Origin of the sequence: Streptomyces sp. SudanB52_2052, assembly GCF_964272415.1 — a bacterium.
Lineage (GTDB): Bacteria > Actinomycetota > Actinomycetes > Streptomycetales > Streptomycetaceae > Streptomyces > Streptomyces olindensis.
The window spans coordinates 8965856-8984778 of record NZ_OZ186796.1; the positions used below are offsets into that span (position 1 = coordinate 8965856).

General features: G+C 73.1%; 12 protein-coding genes and 1 pseudogene. 5 read left to right on the forward strand and 8 right to left on the reverse strand.

What is annotated here, in order from left to right; all coding sequences use genetic code 11:
* The first annotated feature begins 178 nt into the window (after positions 1 to 178).
* The 4 genes from ACSUPV_RS40450 to ACSUPV_RS40465 all read left to right on the forward strand — a co-directional run bounded on the left by ACSUPV_RS40450 (position 179) and on the right by ACSUPV_RS40465 (position 13477).
* Positions 179 to 1438, forward strand: a complete 1260-nt coding sequence (locus tag ACSUPV_RS40450) for an MFS transporter (RefSeq protein ID WP_037768801.1) — start codon at positions 179 to 181, stop codon at positions 1436 to 1438.
* On the forward strand, positions 1438 to 4770 hold the full coding sequence (locus ACSUPV_RS40455; protein ID WP_436949772.1) for a type I polyketide synthase: 3333 nt from the start codon (positions 1438 to 1440) through the stop codon (positions 4768 to 4770). The genes ACSUPV_RS40450 and ACSUPV_RS40455 overlap by 1 nt, the downstream gene beginning before the upstream one ends.
* A gap of 47 nt (positions 4771 to 4817) precedes the next feature.
* Positions 4818 to 12107, forward strand: a complete 7290-nt coding sequence (locus ACSUPV_RS40460; RefSeq protein ID WP_436949994.1) for a MupA/Atu3671 family FMN-dependent luciferase-like monooxygenase — start codon at positions 4818 to 4820, stop codon at positions 12105 to 12107.
* A 143-nt stretch (positions 12108 to 12250) separates the two neighbouring features.
* Entirely contained in the window at positions 12251 to 13477 is a 1227-nt protein-coding gene (locus ACSUPV_RS40465; RefSeq protein WP_037768808.1) for a glycoside hydrolase family 64 protein, read from the forward strand.
* Here the strand turns inward: ACSUPV_RS40465 and ACSUPV_RS40470 are convergent.
* The 3 genes from ACSUPV_RS40470 to ACSUPV_RS40480 all read right to left on the reverse strand — a co-directional run bounded on the left by ACSUPV_RS40470 (position 13470) and on the right by ACSUPV_RS40480 (position 15270).
* The gene (locus tag ACSUPV_RS40470) at positions 13470 to 14237 is read right to left on the reverse strand and encodes a restriction endonuclease (RefSeq protein WP_436949773.1); all 768 of its coding nucleotides are present in this window, start codon (positions 14235 to 14237) and stop codon (positions 13470 to 13472) included. The genes ACSUPV_RS40465 and ACSUPV_RS40470 overlap by 8 nt on opposite strands.
* Before the next feature lie 396 nt (positions 14238 to 14633).
* Positions 14634 to 14843 (reverse strand): hypothetical protein, encoded by a 210-nt coding sequence (locus tag ACSUPV_RS40475; protein WP_382617124.1) that lies wholly within the window; start codon positions 14841 to 14843, stop codon positions 14634 to 14636.
* A 73-nt stretch (positions 14844 to 14916) separates the two neighbouring features.
* On the reverse strand, positions 14917 to 15270 hold the full coding sequence (locus tag ACSUPV_RS40480) for a hypothetical protein (protein ID WP_031116225.1): 354 nt from the start codon (positions 15268 to 15270) through the stop codon (positions 14917 to 14919).
* Between the two features lie 262 nt (positions 15271 to 15532).
* On the opposite strand from ACSUPV_RS40480, the pseudogene ACSUPV_RS40485 reads away from it, so the two are divergent.
* Positions 15533 to 16045 (forward strand): annotated as a pseudogene (locus ACSUPV_RS40485) (HAD family hydrolase); the annotation flags it as partial.
* 45 nt (positions 16046 to 16090) lie between these two features.
* On the opposite strand, the gene ACSUPV_RS40490 reads toward ACSUPV_RS40485, so the two are convergent.
* From ACSUPV_RS40490 to ACSUPV_RS40510, 5 genes are all read right to left on the reverse strand, one after another.
* Positions 16091 to 16846: an SDR family NAD(P)-dependent oxidoreductase gene (locus tag ACSUPV_RS40490; RefSeq protein WP_037768814.1), complete on the reverse strand. Its 756-nt coding sequence runs from the start codon at positions 16844 to 16846 to the stop codon at positions 16091 to 16093.
* A 36-nt stretch (positions 16847 to 16882) separates the two neighbouring features.
* Complete coding sequence (locus ACSUPV_RS40495) at positions 16883 to 17545, reverse strand: acetoacetate decarboxylase family protein (protein WP_031116223.1); 663 nt, start codon at positions 17543 to 17545, stop codon at positions 16883 to 16885.
* Positions 17542 to 17994 (reverse strand): hypothetical protein, encoded by a 453-nt coding sequence (locus ACSUPV_RS40500; protein ID WP_436949776.1) that lies wholly within the window; start codon positions 17992 to 17994, stop codon positions 17542 to 17544. Before ACSUPV_RS40500 ends, ACSUPV_RS40495 begins: the two co-directional genes overlap by 4 nt.
* Before the next feature lie 150 nt (positions 17995 to 18144).
* On the reverse strand, positions 18145 to 18519 hold the full coding sequence (locus ACSUPV_RS40505) for a TraR/DksA family transcriptional regulator (RefSeq protein ID WP_031116221.1): 375 nt from the start codon (positions 18517 to 18519) through the stop codon (positions 18145 to 18147).
* Positions 18520 to 18571: 52 nt separating this feature from the next.
* Positions 18572 to 18901, reverse strand: coding sequence for a TraR/DksA family transcriptional regulator (locus ACSUPV_RS40510; RefSeq protein WP_037768819.1), 330 nt, complete (start codon positions 18899 to 18901; stop codon positions 18572 to 18574).
* Positions 18902 to 18923 lie beyond the last annotated feature (22 nt).

Consider the following 18923-nt stretch of genomic DNA (forward strand, 5'->3'; position numbering starts at 1 on the left):
GCCCGCGACGGGTTGGCCGGTCGCTCCGAAAGCGCCAAAACAAGACCGGAAGTCGTCTGGACCACTGTCGAGTCTTGAAGACGCCTGTCCGGTTCTGCTTGGGTGACGGACCAACGGCTGCCGGCCGGCGGCGTATCGGGGGGAACGCGCACCCCTCATGCAGACCAGGGGAAGGTGCATGAGGTACTTCCGTCTGCTCGTCCTGGGCAACGGCATCTCGGCGTACGGCAGTTACCTGAACATGGTGGCGCTGAACGTCTTCGTCTACGACGCCACCGGCAGCGCGCTCGCCGCCGGCCTCTTCATGGCCGTGCGGCTCGGGACGAACGTCCTCTCCGGCTGGGTGAGCGGGCGGCTCGTCTCGGTGTACGACCGCAAGCGCCTGATGGTCGGCGCCGACCTGTGCCAGGCGGCGGCCCTGCTGACGCTGCTGCTCGCCCCCGACGGGGTGCGCCCGGGGCTGCTGTACGTCCTGGCCGTGGTCACGGGCGGTTGCTCGACGCTCTCCCAGGTGGCGCTGCGCAGCAGCATCCCCGAGATCGTCGGAGCGGAGCACCGGGTCCGGGCGAACGGGCTGCTCGTGACCGGACGTTCGCTCGCGATGATCGCCGGTTTCGCCTCGGCGGGCGTGGTGGTGGCGGAGCTCGGCTACTCCGCCGCCTTCGCCCTGGACGCCGCGACGTTCCTGGTCTCCGCGACCGTGCTGTTCCTCCTCCCCGTCCGCACCCGGGCGGCCGAGGACCCCACGGCCGACGGCTCCGCGAAGGCCCCGGGTGCCGCGCGCGGCACGGTCCGGGTGCTGCTGGCCACGGCCCCGCTGCTGTTGGCGATGATCGCCGTCCGGGCCGTGGACGGACTGGGCTCCTCGTCCCACAACGTCGCCCTGCCCCTGTACTCCAGCAGCCTCGACCCGGACCATCCGGCCACCTTCATCAGCCAGTTCTGGGCCACCTGGGCCATCGGCAACATCGTCGCCCAGCAGGTGATCGCCCAGGTCACCGCCAAGACGGGGCGGACCCCCGGGGAGCGGGCGTTCGCGCTCGGCGCCTGTGTGATGTCGGCCGGATTCATCGTGGTCTTCTGCGGACTGCCGACCCTGCCCGCCGTCATCGCCGCGCTCGTCGCCGGAGCCGCCGACGGCTTCACCGAGACCGTCTACGTGTCACGGCTGCAGGCCGCCCCCGACGACCAGCGCGGCCGGCTCTTCGGCCTCTCCGCCTCGGCCGAGAACACCGGCTTCGGCCTCGGCATGCTCGTGAGCGGCGCACTCCTGGAACGCTTCTCGCCGCTGCAGGTCGTGGCCGCCTTCCACGGCCTCGCGATCGCCCTGTGCACGGCCCTGCTCCTGCTGCTGGTCGTCAAGGGCCGGAGAGGACCCGGCCCCGCCCTGGAGGAGCCGGCCGCCGACCGGCCGGCCGTGACGGAGGGACGCGGCTGATGACCACCAGCGATCCCGACCCGCGGATGGCCGTCATCGGCATGGCCTTCCGGCTGCCCGGCGCCGACACGCCCGAGGACTTCTGGCGGATCATCCGGGACGGCACCGACCGCATCACCCGCTTCACCGACGAGGAACTGGCCGCCGCCGGGATCCCCGCCGAGGAGTACGGGGCGGAGGACTTCGTCGGTGCCTCCGGGATCCTCGACGACCTCGCCGGCTTCGACGCCCGGCACTTCGCGATGAGCCCCCACGAGGCCCGCCTCACCGACCCGCAGCAGCGCATGTTCCTGGAATGCGCCCAGCACGCCCTGGAGAACGCCGGCTACCCGCGGGAACGGAACGGCACCCGTGTCGGCGTCTACGCCAGCAGCGGCTACCACCTGTACACCCTGCAGAGCTACCTCCTGAACAACGTCCTGCCCAGCCTGCCCCCGACCGACTGGCCGTCGGGCATGCAGACGATCATCGGCAACTTCGCCGACTTCACGGCCACCCGTGTCGCCTACCGGCTGGGCCTGACCGGCCCCGCCGTCAACATCCAGACGGGCTGCTCCAGTTCCCTGGTGGGCGTGCAGGCGGCCGCGCAGTCGCTGCTCCTGGGCGACTGCGACATCGCCCTCGTCGGCGCCACGGCCGTCCACGTCCCTCAAGTCCTGGGCTACCGCCACGTCAAGGGCTCCATCCTGTCCAGGTCCGGCCGGGTGCGCCCCTTCGACGCCGGTGCCGACGGCACCGTGGGAGGCACCGGTGTGCTGGCCGTCGTACTGAAGCGGCTGGCCCGGGCCGTCGCCGACGGCGACACCGTGCACGGCGTCATCCGCGGCTGGGGCATCGCCAACGACGGCGCCGGGAAGTCGGCGTTCAGCGCCCCGAGCGCCGAGGGCCAGCGCGCGGCCATCCGGCAGGCCCTGCGACGCGCCGGCGTCGGCGCCGAGACCATCGGCTACCTGGAGACCCACGGCACCGGCACCCTCAAGGGCGACCCGATCGAGTTCGACGGCGCGGCCGGCGCCTACCGCGAGGACACCGACCGCGAGGGCTACTGCGCCCTCGGCTCCACCAAGGCCAACCTCGGCCACCTCGACGCCGCCTCCGGACTGGCCGGCCTCGTCAAGGCCCTGCTGGTGCTGCGCCACGGCGTGATCCCGCCGATGGCGAACTTCACCGAGCCCAACCCCCTCCTCGACCTCGACCGCAGCCCCTTCTACATCCCCCGCACCGCCCGGCCCTGGCCCGAGACCGACCTGCCGCGCCGCGCGGGCCTCACCTCGCTCGGCGTCGGCGGCACCAACGTCCACCTGATCCTGGAACAGGCCCCCGAACCGGCGCCCAGGAGCGGCGCGGCCTCCCCGCCGGACGTCCTGCTGGTCTCGGGCAGCACCCCGCAGGCCCTCGCGGACAACGCCCGCGCCTTCCGCGACCGGCTGCGCAGGCCTCCCACGCCGCACCCGGCCGACCTGGTCACCACGGCCGCCCTCGGCCGCAGGCACGGTCCCCACCGCCTCGCCGCCCGCGGCTCCACCCCCGCGGCCCTCGCCGACGCCCTCGACACCTGGCTCGCCGGAACGGCCCGGGCGGCGGTGACCACGGGGACGGCACCGGGGGAGGGCACCGCGCGCGTGGCGTTCCAGTTCACCGGCCAGGGCAGCCAGTACCCCGGCATGGCGGCCGGCCTCTACGCGCGTTTCCCCGCCGTACGCGACGTCCTCGACGCGTGCGAGCAGTACCACCGCGAGCTCACCGGCGTCTCGCTGCACGCCGAGCTGACCACGGAGCACGCACACGGGGAGGAGCACCTCGGGGACACGGACACCGCGCAGCCCGCGCTGTTCGCCCTGCAGTGCGCCCTCGTCCGGCTCTGGCGCGACACCGGCATCGAACCGTACGCCGTGACCGGGCACAGCGTCGGCGAGTACGCCGCACTCCACGCGGCCGGAGCCCTGTCGCTCCGGGACGGACTGCGCCTCACCGCCGAACGCGGCCAACTGATGCGGCGGCGCTGCGCCCCGGGCGCGATGGTGGCCGCGCCGATCGACAGGGCCGCCGCGCTCGCCCTGGCCGCCGAGGTGCCCGGGCTGGAGCCCGCCGTGTCGAACGGAGAACGCACCCAGGTCCTCGCCGGACCGGTCGGGGCCGTCGACCGGGCGTGCGCCCTGCTGGACGAGCGCGGCACACCGGGGCACCGGCTGCCGGTGACCCGCGCCTTCCACACCGCCCTGATGGAACCCATGCTCCAGGAGTTCCGGAAGGTCCTCGACGACGTGGAGTTCCGGCCCGTCGGGATCCCGTTCGTCACCACCCTGGACGGGGCGGTCCGCCCACCCGGCTGGGTCCCGGACACGGACCACTTCCTGCGGCACACCCGCGAGCCCGTCCGCTGCGACGAGGCGCTGCGCGGCATCGCCGCCCAGCGGCCGCACGTCCTGCTGGAGATCGGGCCGCACACCACCCTCAGCGGACTGGCCCGCCGGGCCCTGCCCGACGTACCGGCGGTGCCGTCGCTGCGGCGCGGCACCGGACTCGGCACCCTCTGGAGCGCCGCCGCGGCACTGCACTGCGCGGGCGCGGACCTCGACTGGCAGCCGCTCCTGGCCGGCAGCGGGGGCCGGCGCATCCCGCTGCCCGGCTACCGATTCCAGCACCGACAGCACTGGACCGGGCCCGAGCCGACGGTCCTCGGCACGGCACCATCAGCGAGAAGGGGAACCGCAGTGGTTCAGCAAGAGGCAGCGGCCGCACGGGTACTGCACGGCATCGTCGAGGCGACCGCCCGGCACCTCGGCGGGGATCCGTCGGCGATCGACGGCGACGCGAACTTCTTCGATCTCGGCGCCGACTCGCTGCAGATGATCAGCGTGCTGCGGGAGCTGGAGCAGCAGCACCAGGTCAGGGTGACGATGCGGCAGCTGCTGGAGGAGACGGGCACGCCGCGGCGGCTCGCGGAGTTCATTGTGGCCCACATGCCGGAGACGGTTCAGCGGGCCGAACCGACCTGTGCGACGGAGTCCATCGCGCCCAGGGCCACCACTCCGGCACCCGCACCCCCACTTGCACCGGCACCCACACCCGCACTGGCACCCACACCCGCACTGGCACCGGCTCCCGAGCCCGCACCCGCCCCCTCTGTTTCCGACCCCGAGCCCGCGCCCGCGGCGCCCCCCTCCGCCCCCGCTCCCGCGTACGCGACCCGCGAGGAGCTGGAGGATCTCGCGGACAAGATCCAGCAGATGTCCCGGATACAGCTGCAGATGATGTCCCAGCTCTCCCAACTGCTCGCGCTCCAGACCGCCTCGGTCACGGACCGTCTCAACGGCAGGGTCGTCAAGTGACCGGGCTGAACGGCATATCGGCCGCACTCGACCGGGACCTGGCGGCGATGGCCGAACTCTCGCGCCGCATCGCCGACCAGATGGGCACGGCCGCCGCCGACGCCCCGGAGCCGCCGCGCGTCCACGGCCCCCGCGTGTCGGTCACGAGGACCTCCGGCATGGTGCGCGACGCCTCCCCCCACTCCCAGCAGGTACACCTCGCCGACCTCGTCCGCCGCTACACCGCGAAGACCCCGACCTCCAAGCGGATCGCCCAGCGCTACCGCCGGGTCCTGGCCGACAGCCGCGCGGTCGTGGGCTTCCGCAGCGGCACGAAGGAGATGCTGTACCCGATCGCCGGGCGCCGGGCGAGCGGGGCGCGGCTCCAGGACGTCGACGGCAACGAGTACGTCGACATCACGATGGGCTTCGGCGTCCTCCTCTTCGGCCACGAGCCGGACTTCGTCACGGAGGCCGTGCGCGAACACCTCTCCCGCGGCATCCAGCTCGGCCCCCGCACCATCGAGACCGGCGAGGCGGCGGAACTGCTCGCCGAACTCACCGGCCTGGAGCGCGTGGCCTTCGCCAACTCGGGCACGGAGGCCAACTCGGCGGCCATCCGACTGGCCCGCGCCGCCACCGGCCGCGACAAGATCGTCACGTTCCTCGGCGCGTACCACGGCCACGCCGACAACGTCCTGGGCCGTGCCTCGGGCAGCGGCAGCGAGCAGCTCACCGTCCCCGTCTCCCGGGGCATTCCGCAGAGCGCCGTCTCGGACCTGCTGGTCCTCGACTACGGCAGCGACAGCGCCCTGGAGGCGATCGCCCGCAACGCCGGCGACATCGCCGCGGTCGTCGTGGAGCCGGTGCAGAGCAGGCACCCCTCGCTCCAGCCGGCCGAGTTCGTCCGCAAGCTGCGGGAGCTGACCCGCCGCCACGGCATCGTGCTGCTCTTCGACGAGATGCTGACCGGCTTCCGCCCCGCCCCGCGCGGCGCGCAGGAGCTGTACGGCGTCACACCCGACCTCGCCACCTACGGCAAGCTCCTCGGCGGCGGCTTCCCCATCGGCGCCATCGCCGGCCGCGCCGACATCATGGACGGCGTCGACGGCGGCCACTGGTCCTACGGCGACGACAGCTACCCGCCCGCCGACACGACCTTCTTCGGCGGTACGTACATCCAGCACCCGGTGTCGATGGTCGCCGCCCGCGCCGTCCTCGCCCACCTCAAGGAGCACAGCCCTCGCCTCCAGGAGCGGCTCAACGCGCGCACGGCCGAACTGGCCGCGACGCTCAACGGCTTCTTCGAGGCCGAGGAGTACCCGCTGCGGATGAGCCACTTCGGCTCCCAGTTCCGCTTCGAGCACCGCGCCGACATGGAGCTGCTGTACCACCACCTGATGCTGCGCGGGGTGCACGTCTGGGAGTGGCGCAACTTCTTCCTGTCCACCGCCCACTCGGACGGTGACATCGAGTTCGTGGCGGACGCCGTACGGGACTCGCTGCGCGAGCTGCGGTCGGCGGGGTTCTTCCCGGGCGGGCCGATCGTGGCACCGAAGGCCACGCCACCGAAGCCGCACCCCCGAGCGACTTCAGAAGCGCCCGCGTCCACGCCCTCACCGACACCCCCGCCCACCCCCGTGGCTTCCATGCCCTGGAACGCCGCCGCGACGGCCACCGCACACGCCACAGCACCGGCAAAGGACGTCGCACCCCACACCGAACCGGCGCCCCAAGCCGCCCCCCGCACCCCCGACTTCAGCGTCTACTTCTTCGGCGACTACCCGCAGGACGCGCCCGCGCCACGCCACGGCCAGTACGAACTGCTCATCGAGACGGCCCGGTTCGCCGACCGGCACGGTTTCCACGCGCTCTGGATGCCCGAGCGCCACTTCCACTCCTTCGGCGGCCTCTTCCCCAACCCGGCGGTCCTGGCCGCCGCACTGTCCCGGGAGACCGAGCGCATCCGCCTCAACGCCGGCTCCGTCGTCCTGCCGCTCCACGACCCGATCCGGGTCGCCGAGGAGTGGTCGATGGTGGACAACCTCTCCGGCGGACGCGTCGGCATCGGCGTCGCAGGCGGCTGGAACTCCAAGGACTTCGCCTTCTTCCCCGACCGTTTCGGCCGGCACAAGGAGCTGATGTACGAACAGCTGGAAGAAGTACGGCAGTTCTGGCGCGGTGCCGCCCTGCGCCGCACCACCGGCGACGGCGAGGCCGACCTGCGGCTCTTCCCGCGCCCGGTGCAGGACACCCCACCCCTGTACACCGCGGTCGTCGGCAACCCCGCCTCGTACGAACTGGCCGCCCGCCACGACCTCGGCATCGTCACCAACCTGATGACCCAGAGCGTCGAACAGCTCCGGGAGAACATCGCCCGCTACCGCGGCACCCGGGCCCGGCACGGCCTGGACCCGGACGCCGGGCGGGTGGCCGTCCTGCTGCACACCTTCCTCGCGGAGGACCACGACACCGCGCGCACCGAGGCCTACGAGCCCCTGTCCCGCTACATGCGGGCGTCGCTGTCCCTGTTCAGCGGCGTCACCGGCAGCCTCGGGCACAACGTCGACCTGGCCGCCCTGAGCGAGGACGACCTTCAGGCGCTGTTCCGCCGCGCCTACGGCCGTTACTGCGACCAGCGCGCCCTGATCGGCACGGCGGACAGCGTCCGCCCGGTGGTCGACGCGGTGACCGCGGCCGGGGCCGACGAGATCGTGGCCCTCGTGGACTTCGGTGTCGCGGCGGACCACCTGCGCGAGGGTCTGCCCCGCCTGGACGCCCTGCGCCGGCACTACCACCGGCGGGCCACCGCCGCCTCGGCACCGCCGCGCCCCGCACCGGTCCGCCCGGCCCCCGCCGAGGCGCCCTTGTCGCCCGGCCAGGAACGCATCTGGTTCCTGGAACGCCTCCTGCCGGGACGGACCGCCTACAACGAGATCAAGGCGATCCGCCTCGCCGGGCCCCTCGACGTACCCGCCCTGCACGCGGCCCTGCGCGGTCTCGTCGCCCGGCACGAAGGCCTGCGCACGGTCTTCCGGGAGGCGGGGGGAGAGCCCCGGCAGGTGGTACGGGCGTCCGCCGAGCCCGACTTCGAGGTCGTGGACGCCACCGGCGCTCCCGGCACCGCACTGCGGGACGTCCTGGCCGCCGAAAGCGGCCGCCGCTTCGACCTGGCGGACGGCCCGCTGTTCGTCACCCGGCTGGTCCGGACGGCCGAGACGGAGCACGTGCTCGTCCTGTCCCTGCACCACATCGTCGTCGACGCCGCCTCCGCCACCGTCCTCGCCCGCGACCTGTCCGCCCTCTACCGGGCCGAACGCGACGGTACCGCGCCCGACCTCCCCGCCCTGACGTGGTGCTACGCCGACCACGCCCGGGAACTGGCCGCGTCCGCGCACGGCCGGGACGCCGAGGAGGACCTGACGTACTGGCGCACCACCCTCGGCGGCGAACTGCCCGTCCTCGCACTGCCCACCGACCGGCCCCGCCCGGCGACCATGACGTCGAACGGCCGGGCGGTCTTCCACACCCTCGACCCGGAACTCTCCCGGCGCCTGCGCGAGATGAGCCGCACCCGCCGCAGCACCCTGTTCATGACCCTGCTCGCCGGGTACGCGGCGATGCTGCACCGGGTCACCGGGCAGACGGACCTCGTCGTCGGCACCCCGATCTCGGACCGGCCCGAACGCGCCGAGCACGTGCTCGGCTTCTTCGTGAACACCCTCGCGCTCCGCCTCGACCTGTCCGGCGACCCCGCGTTCGGCACCCTCCTGGACCGGGTGCGCACGGTCGCCCTCGACGCGTACGACCACGCGCGCGTGCCGTTCGAGACGGTCGTGCGCGAGCTCGCCCCGGCCAGGGCGGTCGACCGGACGCCCGTGTTCCAGACGTTCGCCGAGTTCCAGCGGGCCGAACCGTTCCGCTTCGACCTGCCCGGCATCGAGGCCACGCCGCTGGACGCGGGCCCGGACAAGTCCCTGACGGACCTCACCGTCTACTTCACCGACCAGCCGCACGGCATCCGCTGCCATCTGGAGTACAACAGCGACCTGTTCGACCGACGCACCGTCGACGGGTTCTTCGCCGTCCTCCGGGACCTGCTCGCGGCGGCGGTCGACGATCCCGAGGCGCCCCTGTCCCGACTCGCCGCGCCGGCCGCCGACACCGCGGCCGACGGCGAACCGGTGCCGAGGGCCTGGCGGCACGGCCCGTCCCGCCCGCCCACGGACACCACCGTCCACGCCCTCGTCGCCCGGCGGGCCGCCGCGCACCCGAACAGCACGGCGGTGATCAGCGGCGACACCCGACTGACCTACCGCGAACTGGACGACCGCGCCGAGCGATTGGCCTCCGCGCTGGGGGAACCGCCCGCGGCGGGCACCGCCGAGACGGTGGCGCTGTGGCTGCCCCGCTCCGCCGACCTCGTGGTGGCCATGCTCGCCGTGCTCAGGACGGGCCGCGCCTACGTCCCGCTCGACCCGTCCCTCGGCCGGGCGCGCGCCGAGCAGGTCATCGCCGAGTGCGGCGCCCGGACGCTGGTGTCGACGCGCGAGGCGGCGGCGGCCCTGAAGCTGCCCGGGCACGTCACCGTCGTACCGCCGGACGCGACCGCGCCGCGCGGGCAGGGCGCCGGGTCCGCCCTCGACGGTCAGGCGCCGTGCTGCGTCCTCTACACCTCGGGCAGCACCGGCACCCCCAAGGGCGTCGTGGTGTCGCACCGCGGCGTCGTCGACCTGTGCGCGTGGCAGCACCGGCGCTTCGCCGTCACCCCCGCCGACCGCAGCGCCGTGGTGTGCAGCCAGAGCTTCGACGCCTCCCTGCTGGAGATCTGGCCGGCGCTGACGGCGGGCGCGTCGGTCACGATCGCCGACGAGGACCTGCGCCGGGACCCGCTCGCCCTGGCCCGCTGGTACACCGAGCAGCGCGTCACCTTCTCGATCCTCCCCACCGCCCTCGGCGAACAACTGCTGCGTCTCCCGCCGGCCGAGCAGCCGCCCCTGCGTCATCTGCTGCTCGGCGGCGACGTACTGCGCACCCGGCCGCGGCCCGAGGCGCCGTACGAGACGGTGAACGTGTACGGGCCCACCGAGGTCACCGTGCTGTGCACCACCGAGACCGTCTCCCCACGGGGCCGGGAGGCCGGCCGGCCCATCGCGATCGGGAGGCCGGCCGACAACGTGACGCTGAGCGTCCTCGACGCCGCCGGCGACCCGGTGCCCGTCGGCACGGTGGGGGAGCTGTACGTCGGCGGCCCCGGCGTCGCCCTCGGCTATCTGCACCGCCCCCGGCTGACCGAGGAGCGCTTCCTGCCGGACCCGGACGGCGCCCCGGGCGCCCGCCGGTACCGCACCGGCGACCTGGTCCGCTGGCGGGACGACGGCACACTGGAGTTCCGCGGCCGGGCCGACGACCAGGTGAAGATCCGGGGCTTCCGGATCGAGCCGGAGGAGGTCTCCCGCGTCGTCGCCACCCTGGACGGCGTGCGCGAGGCGGCCGTCCTGACCCGCCGCAACAACCGGGACGAGGCCTACCTGGCCGCCTACGCCGTCCCCGCCGACCCGGTCGGCGCGGCGGCCGACGACCGGCAGGCGTTCGCCGACCTCCTGGCCGAGGAACTGGCGGCCCGTCTGCCCGAGTACCTGGTGCCGCGCGCCTGGCGCGTCCTGCCCGCGCTGCCCGTGACGGGCAACGGCAAACTGGACCGGTCCGCGCTCCCGGCACCCGACCTCGTGACGACGGCACCGAGCCACAGGCCGGCCCCCACCACCGAGGGCGAGCCGGCGACCGGCCACCCCACCGGCGTCGAGCGGCGCGTACGCGAACTCTGGGCCGCCGAGTTCGGCACGGACCCCGACGCCCTCACGGCCGACGCCTCGTTCTTCGACCTGGGCGGCCACTCGATCACCGCGATGCGGCTGGTCAACCAGGTCCGGGAGGAGTTCGGCACCGACTACCCGATGCTGAGCTTCTACCAGGAGCCGACCCTGCGGGCCATGACGGCCCGACTGGCCCGGGCAGCCGAGGGCACGACGCCCGAGCCGGACACCCTCCCCGGCACGGTCGTGCACCGGGCACCCGCCACCGCCCAGCAGGCGCGCTTCGCCACGGTCCACGCCGACCACCTCCTGCCGCAGGTCTTCAACGTCGCCCTGCGCATCACCCTCACCGGGACCCTGGACGTCCCGGCCCTGCGCACCGCCCTGACCCAACTGGTCGAGCGGCACGAGGGACTGCGCACCCGCCTCACCCGCAACGGGGACGGCTGGGAACAGCGGGTCCTGCGACCCGGCCCGGTGCACCTGCCACTCGACGACCTCACCGCACGACCCGAGCACGAACGCCGGGCCGCCCTCGACGCGGCGAGCACCGAGGCCGCCGAAACACCGATCGACCCCACCCACGGCACGCCGATGACCGTGCGCCTCCTGCGCACCGACGACACCACCTGGGTCCTGCTCCTCGTCCTGCACCACTCCGCCTGCGACGGCTGGTCCGTCAGCCTGCTGCTGAAGGAACTCGCCGCGCTCTACGGCGCCGCCCGACGCGGCGAGCCCCACACCCTGCCCGCCGTGCGGTGCCAGCCGGTGGCGTACGCGCGCTGGCAGCGGGAGCAGGCCGACGAGGCCGCCGACGCACGCAAGCTGCGGTTCTGGCTGGACGCACTCGACGGAGTGCCGTTCACCGTCGGCCTGCCCCTGGACCGGCCCAGGCCCGAGCAGCCCAGCGGCCGGGGCGGGGCCGTGCCCTTCACCGTGCCGGCCGACGTGCGGACCGCCGTGGAACGCCTCGCGCGGCAGCGGGGCACGACCCCGTTCGCCGTCACGGCGGCGGCCCTGGGCCGGATGCTCGCGCGGAAGTCCGGACAGGCCGACGTCGTGTTCAACATCTCCTACGCCAACCGTGAGCGCCGTGCGTTCGAAACCCTGCTGGCCTGCACGATCACCGGCTTCGCCCTGCCGGTCCGGGACGGAGCCGCCGGTTCCTTCACCGCGCTGACGGACCGGGTCGCCCGTACGGCGGTGGAATGCATGGACCAGGCCATGCCGGTGCGGCTGATCGCTCCGGCGCTGCGGGAACACACGGGCGCCGACGTGCCGGACCGGCTCGACGTCGGCTTCGCGTACCAGAACTCCCTGGACGCGGAGGTCGAACTCCCCGGCCTGACCACGGCCGTGGAGGACCTCGCCCCCGCCGCGTCCCGCACGGACCTCACCTTCGGTCTCGTCCCGGCCGGGGACGAACTGCGGGGCTTCGTGGAGTACTCGGCCGACCTGTGGGACCGCGGCACGGTCGAGGCCTGGACCCGTGACTACGTCGCCCTCCTGCGCGACGAGACCAACCGGGCACTCGAAGACTGACGGCACCGCCCGGAGGTGCGCCCCCTGCGGCGCACCTCCACCACGGCTTCATGTCGACCTCATTGACAGGTCCGGACCAAAGCGCAACTCTGAGAGCGCTCTCAGAACGTCCCGTACCGGCCCTCGTCGAACGGAGGCAGCGCATGTTACGGACCCTCAGGCGCCAGGCCAGAGCAGTGGGGGTGTCCCTCGCCACGGCGCTCGCCGGCTCACTGCTCGCAACCGGAGCGAGCACCCCGGCCCAGGCCGCGAGCACACCGGCCCAGGCCGCGGTCCCGGCGACGATCCCCCTGAAGATCACCAACAACTCGGCCCGCAACGAGCCGGTGTACCTCTACAACCTGGGCACGGAACTGTCGACCGGACGCCAGGGCTGGGCCGACGCGAACGGCACCTTCCACCCCTGGCCGGCAGGCGGAAACCCACCGACACCCGCGCCCGACGCCTCCATCCCCGGCCCGGCGGCAGGCCAGTCGACCACCATCCGCATGCCGAAGTTCTCCGGCCGCGTGTACTTCTCCTACGGACAGAAACTCGTCTTCCGGCTCACCACCGGAGGCCTGGTCCAGCCCGCCGTGCAGAACCCCACCGACCCCAACCGGAACATCCTGTTCAACTGGTCGGAGTACACACTCAACGACTCAGGCCTGTGGATCAACAGCACACAGGTCGACATGTTCTCCGCCCCGTACGCGGTCGGGGTGCAGCGCGCCGACGGCACCACCGCGAGCACCGGCCGGCTCCGTCCCGGCGGCTACAACGGCTTCTTCACCGCCTTGCGGGGACAGCCCGGAGGCTGGGCCAACCTGATCCAGACCCGCTCCGACGGCACCGTACTGCGCGCCCTGTCACCGCTGTACGGACTGGAGACCGGCGCCCTGCCGGCCACCGTCATGGACGACTACATCAACCGCGTCTGGCAGAAGTACGCCACCTCCACCCTGACGGTCACCCCGTTCGCCGACCAGCCGGGCACCAAGTACTACGGCCGGGTCTCCGGCGGCGTCCTGAACTTCACCAACGGCGCCGGCGCCCTCGTCACCAGCTTCCAGAAGCCGGACGCGTCCTCCGTCTTCGGCTGCCACCGGAGGCTCGACGCGCCGAACGACCAGGTGCGCGGCCCGATCTCCCGCACACTGTGCGCCGGCTTCAACCGCTCCACGCTCCTGACCAACCCCAACCAGCCGGACACCACCGCCGACGCGTTCTACAAGGACGACGTCACCAACCACTACGCCCGCAAGATCCACGCCCAGATGGCCGACGGGAAGGCGTACGCGTTCGCCTTCGACGACGTCGGCCACCACGAGTCCCTCGTCCACGACGGCGACCCCCGCCAGGCCTACCTCACCCTCGACCCCTTCAACTGACCCGCCCGGCAGGAGGTGAGGGCGACGTCGCCCACTCGTCCGGGGCGTCCTCCCAGGGCCGGGGGCCGGTGCCGTCCGTCCACGTCCGGAGGGCGTCCCGGTCCACGCACACGATCCCGCACTGCTCGGCGTACTCCACCGCCGGTGCGGTGAAGTCGCTCGTGGTGACCAGCACGGCGACGTCGGCCTCATGGACGGTGAAGCAGGTGCCGCCGAAGCGCTGAAGGTCCTGGGAGCCGACCCGGTGGGAGTCCCCGTAGTGCTTGCACTGGATGACGACCCGGCGCCCGTCGGGGGCCACGGCGACGACATCGGCGCCCAGGTCCCCGGCGCCCCCCACCACCTCGACGCCGGAGCAGCCGTCGCGTGCGCAGAGCGCGGCGATCGCCTCCTCGAACTCCTCGGCGGAGAGGGCGTCATAGTCCACCGAGACCGCGGCGGCCGGGCGCTGACGGGGAATCACGGGCGCCTCCAGCTCCCTGGCCGCCTCTCGCGCCGCTTCGTCGAGCGCCGCCGCGGCCCGGCGGGCCGCCCGCGCCAGGTGCCACCGTCGCCCCAGGCCGGCGAAGCCCGCCACAGCGACGACGACCAGGACGAAGACCCAGGCGGGACGCCGCTCGACAGCACCCGCCACCACGCGGGCGACGAGACCGACGACACTCACGACCATGGCGAGAAAGACGAAGAACAGGGCGGTCGCGCGAAGGTCGAACCGGCGCCGACGCCTCGCAGGCGGTGCGGGACGCGCGGGTGCGGTCACGGCATGCCCCCTCTCATGGGACCGACGGGAAGATCACTCCCGCCGTCTGCCCAAGATCGGCAGCTTCATCGTCACCGCCGCCCCGCCTTCGCCGCTGGAGAACAACGGGGCGAGGCCGGTGCCCGCGCTCAAGACGGCCCGGCGAGCGGGAGAGTCGGGGCGGCCTGCACTCCGCGCTGTCCGCCGATGCGGTGCGAGGGCGCACCGGATGCGCGTGGGGCGGGCAGGCGACGGGGGGATGCGCGCCTGCCCGCCCCCGCACGAGCGCCCGCTCACGGGGGGAAAGCGGGCCTCACGGGGCCGCCCTCGCGGCCCACCTGTTACAGCGCACCGTGCGCCACGGACGTCACCCGACCCGTGTGGCCCTGGGGGCGGCACCGATCCCCACCAGCACTGTCACGGCTGTCGTGGCGAGGGCACTCGCGCCGGGTGTCCGAGTGGCTCGCCGGCATACGGCTGCCCGGCGTGGTGACCGCCCAGCAGCCGGGCCGCCTGCTGCTGTGTGTGCTCGGCGGCCGACTGGGCCTCCGCCACCACGTCTCCTCGCTCGCGCACCAGTTCCTGGTAGATCGGCGCCTGATCTCTTTCGCTCGGAGTGCCTGTCACGGTGCTGGCCTTTCCGTTCTCGTGCACGACCCGCATGCGCGGTTTCCCGGATGCGAGTGCGTTCTCGGTACTGTCAGGCCCGATTGATCCGGGCGGCGATGCCGTGACCGATCAGCAAATAGATGACGGCCGGAAGGCCATAATTAAGGATGACGCGTAGACCTTCTGTGTCCATCGTGAAAATATCCTGCGCCCATCCGGACAGCCAGTTCGCGGTGCCCTGGACGAACTCGACGAAGGGATTCGCCTGGTTGGCGTCGAGCAGGTAGAGGACGATCCACAGGCCCAGCAGACCCGCCGCGACGTCGGCGATCGTGCAGATCGTGAGGGCGGCCCTGCGTGCGGCGGCCTGGTTGCGGGCGGAATGGTCGGGCGCCGGGGGCTGGTCGTAGGCCTGGTATCCGGAAGCCGGTCCGGTGTTGTTCACAGGAAATCCCGTCTGATGTTTCGCTTCGTCGGCCGGTCGCCGATGGCGGTGAGATTCAGCTGAGGCCGGCCCTTTCAGCTTCTACAGCGCACCGCAATCACCTCCGCGTCACACCCGGTTCTGTGGAAGCCAATATGGCGGGCTATTCGGTCACGCCCCCAAAAGGTCACCCGCGGGGTACATTTCGGGTCCTTCGTGGCCCCGGCCAGCACGCGGTCCGCCTGGCATGATCGACGCGTGACCAGTGAACCCGTGCGGCCGGGCGGACGAGGTCTACCGGGTGGCTCTGCGGACACGGCCGATGGAGACGTTCGCTCAGGTCGCCGCCGACCGCGATCCGGCCGAGTGCCTGGCCCTGCTGCACGAACTGGAGGACGAGGACGTCCGGTCCGGCGTCTACGCGGCGTTCCACGGCGCGTCGGAGCTGCTGCACGGCCTGCTGCCGGGGGCCTGGGCGTTGGTGACCTCGAACTACGAGCACCGCGTGCGCGGCCGCTTCGGGCGAACGGGCCTGCCTGTGCCGCACGTGATCGTGGACGCGGCCGCCGTGCCGGAGGGCAAGCCCTCTCCCGTTCCCTATCTGCAGGCCGCCGCACGGCTGGGCGTCCGGCCGGAGGACTGTCTGGTCATCGAGGACGCCCCGTCCGGAGTGCGGTCCGGGCTGAGCGCCGGGATGACGGTGTGGGGCGTGAACACCGATGCCGCGGTGGAGGGCGTCCATCGCCACTTCGGCAGTCTGCGCGACGCGGTCCCTCACATCCTGGCGTGGACGTCCGTGCCACACCCACGGGAATGCGCCCCGCCCCCACCTCGTCAGCCCTCAGCCGAGCGTGTGGCCGCCGTTGACCTTGATGCGCTCGCCCGTGACGAAGGCCGCTTGCGGTGACGCGAGGAAAGCCACGGCGGCGGCGATGTCCTCCGGCCGGCCCATGCGCCCCAGGGGCACGTCGGCGGTGTAGGCGGCCAGTGACTCGGGACTCGCTCCGGCGTGCCGCTCGACCGGGATCCAGCCCGGCGCGACCGTGTTCACGGTGATCCCGTACGGGCCGAGCGCGCGGGCCCAGCACTCGGTCAGACTGTGCTGGGCGGCCTTGGCGGCCACGTACGCCGACATCTGGGGCAGGGCCCGTTCCAGCACGTCGGAGCCGATCTGGATGATCCGGCCGCCTCCGCGCTCCCGCATGGCCGGCAGCACCGCCTGCATCAGCAGGGTGGGACTCTTGACGAAGAACGTGAGCTGGTCCAGGTGGTCGTCCCAGGTCACCGCCGCCGGGTCCACCTCGGGCTGGGGACCGGTGGCGTTGACGACGAGCGTGGCGATGGGCCCGAGGTGCGTGGTGACCTCCGCGACGAGATCCGCGACGGCGGCCTCGTCCGTCACATCGGCGGCGAACGCCCGCGCGGTCCCGCCCGCCGCACGTATGTCCGCGACGACCCCGTGAGCCGCTTCGGCTCCCGTCCGGTGACCAACGGCGACCGGGTGCCCGTCCGCCGCGAGGCGCCGGGCGATCACGGCCCCCAGGCCGCGGGAGGCTCCGGTGACCAAGGCCGTGCCTGTGGTGGCTGCATGCGACATGTCGCCAACCTATGTCCATCCGCACCTGACGTCAGGTCACTTGTCGCGCCGGCGGCCGACAGTGAACCGGAATTCGTCGGCGGTCCCTGCCAGCAGGGGACGGCGGCCGTCGAGGAACGACAGCGGCGAGGTGGGGGCGGCGGTCAGGGACGCCGTTCCGATGCCGAAGGAGGCGGTCAGCCGCAGGGGGACCTCGCGAGGGGTGTCGCCGGGGCCCGGCTGGATGAGGCGGGCGGGGAGGAACCACCGGCCCGGGACGCGGAGTCGAGTGCGGTGTCGGCCCGTCACGGCCGGACGGCCCGAGCCGGGGTCGTCGTACAGGTGAAAGGGCCCGTGGACGCCGGTGGAGGGCTCCGGGTCCGGGAAGTCGAGCACGGCGAGTTCTTTGGGGATGCCCCACAGGGTGCGGCCGCCGGCCCGGGATCGCTCACTGTCGACCCAGGCGGCCACCGCGGTGGCCGCGACGGCGCGGCGGTAACGCACCGCCTGCGCGACGAGGAGTTCTCGGTAGGCGAGGGTGCCTCCGGGCAGGTAGTCGACCCAGAAGGTGACGACGCAGCCGTGGCGGCCCACAGCCAGGGGCCGGGCGCCGGGAGGCAGGGGCCACTCCGGCAGGTCGGTCAGCGGAACCCGCCACAGGGCGACCTGCATGGTGCCCCGCAGGTGCCAGGGCTCGGGCGGGAAAGGGGTCTGGTTCACAGCCGGCTCGCTTCGCAGTACCTGCACGCACGGTGGGGCCACGCCAGGATGTGGTGCCCGGAATCGTACGCCGGCGCCGCGAGGACCAGCAGGTTGCCGACGATGCCGAGCGACCCCATGGTGACCATGCCCACCTCGGCCAGCGACGTCCGCCACGCCGCCGTGACGTCCGCGGCACGCCGACGGCGTGCCAGAGCCCACACCACCAGCCAGGCCAACGGCAGCGCGGCCAACGTCATGAGCACCACACCGTTGAACGTGTCGAAACAGCCGTGCCACCGCCCGGCGGCGCACGCCGGAGCCGACATCATCAGCGGCCGCCGCATGGCGAACACGGCACCGGCCACGCCGAGGACCGCCAGACCGAGGAACACGAACCCCCGGGTACGGCCGGGCGGTGCGGACAGGGATGCGTCGTCGTCCACGCCCCCATGGGATATGTCGTCCATGCCCCCATGGGATACGGAGGGCCGTTGCGGCGGCGTGTGCGATTCCCGATATGCCCGCGAGGACGTCCTCGACACGGCCGGCTCTGATCGGCGTGCCGACCGGCCCGCGCCGCGGTAGCGGATCCGGTCAGGGCGCAGGCCGGTCCGCGCTCATCGTCCGGCCTCCCTGACCTGCTGGCAGCGCGCGCAGTAGCGCGCCTGCGGCACGATCATCAGCCGCTCGCGCGCGACAGGACCCCGGCACAGTCGGCAGGTGCCGTAGCTTCCTTCGGCCATGCGCCTGAGGGCCGCCTCGACGTCGGCGAGGACCATGCGCGCGGCGGCCGCGAGCTTGACGTGGACCTCGACCTGGGAGGCGGCGTCGTGTCGCCGCACGTCGTCCGTGCGGGAGGGAGCCGCGTCGGCGAGCTGCCGGAGCTGCTCCTGGCGGAACAGGCGCTGTTCGGTGAGGTTCTCCCGCAGGGCGGCGAGATCCTCGGCCGACAGGCGCGTCGCGCGGTCGGCGATGAGCGGGTCGTTCACCACTGCACCCCTTGGGCAGAGCGAGGGAGAGGAACGGCGGGAGTCGGCGTGCCGGTCAGGCGGCGACGCGGCGCTGGCAGGCAACGCAGTAGGGGGTGTAGGGGAGGATCTCCAGGCGCTCCGCCGGGACGGGGTCCGCGCAGCCCAGGCAGGTGCCGTAGGTGCCGTCCTCGACCCGGGCGAACGCCTCGTCGATCTCCTTCAGGACGCGCTCGATGGCGGCGCGCTGCATGGACATCAGGTGATCGTCCACGCTCTGCCCGGTCTCGTCGAGGGCGTGCAGCTGCGTCAGCCGGGTGCTGCGGGCGTGTTCCAGACGTCGGCGCACGTCGTGCGCGGTCATGCGCTCGGGACGGGGGCCGGTGAGGGGTGCATCGACGGACACGGCACGACTCCTTCTCCTCGGG

Bases quoted from the DNA above. Each gene is read 5' to 3' on its own strand.
- ACSUPV_RS40450 (WP_037768801.1), top strand. From the start codon at position 179: ATGAGGTACTTCCGTCTGCTCGTCCTGGGCAACGGCATCTCGGCGTAC.
- ACSUPV_RS40455 (WP_436949772.1), top strand. From the start codon at position 1,438: ATGACCACCAGCGATCCCGACCCGCGGATGGCCGTCATCGGCATGGCC.
- ACSUPV_RS40460 (WP_436949994.1), top strand. From the start codon at position 4,818: ATGGCCGAACTCTCGCGCCGCATCGCCGACCAGATGGGCACGGCCGCC.
- ACSUPV_RS40465 (WP_037768808.1), top strand. From the start codon at position 12,251: ATGTTACGGACCCTCAGGCGCCAGGCCAGAGCAGTGGGGGTGTCCCTC.
- ACSUPV_RS40490 (WP_037768814.1), bottom strand. From the start codon at position 16,846: ATGTCGCATGCAGCCACCACAGGCACGGCCTTGGTCACCGGAGCCTCC.
- ACSUPV_RS40500 (WP_436949776.1), bottom strand. From the start codon at position 17,994: ATGGACGACATATCCCATGGGGGCGTGGACGACGACGCATCCCTGTCC.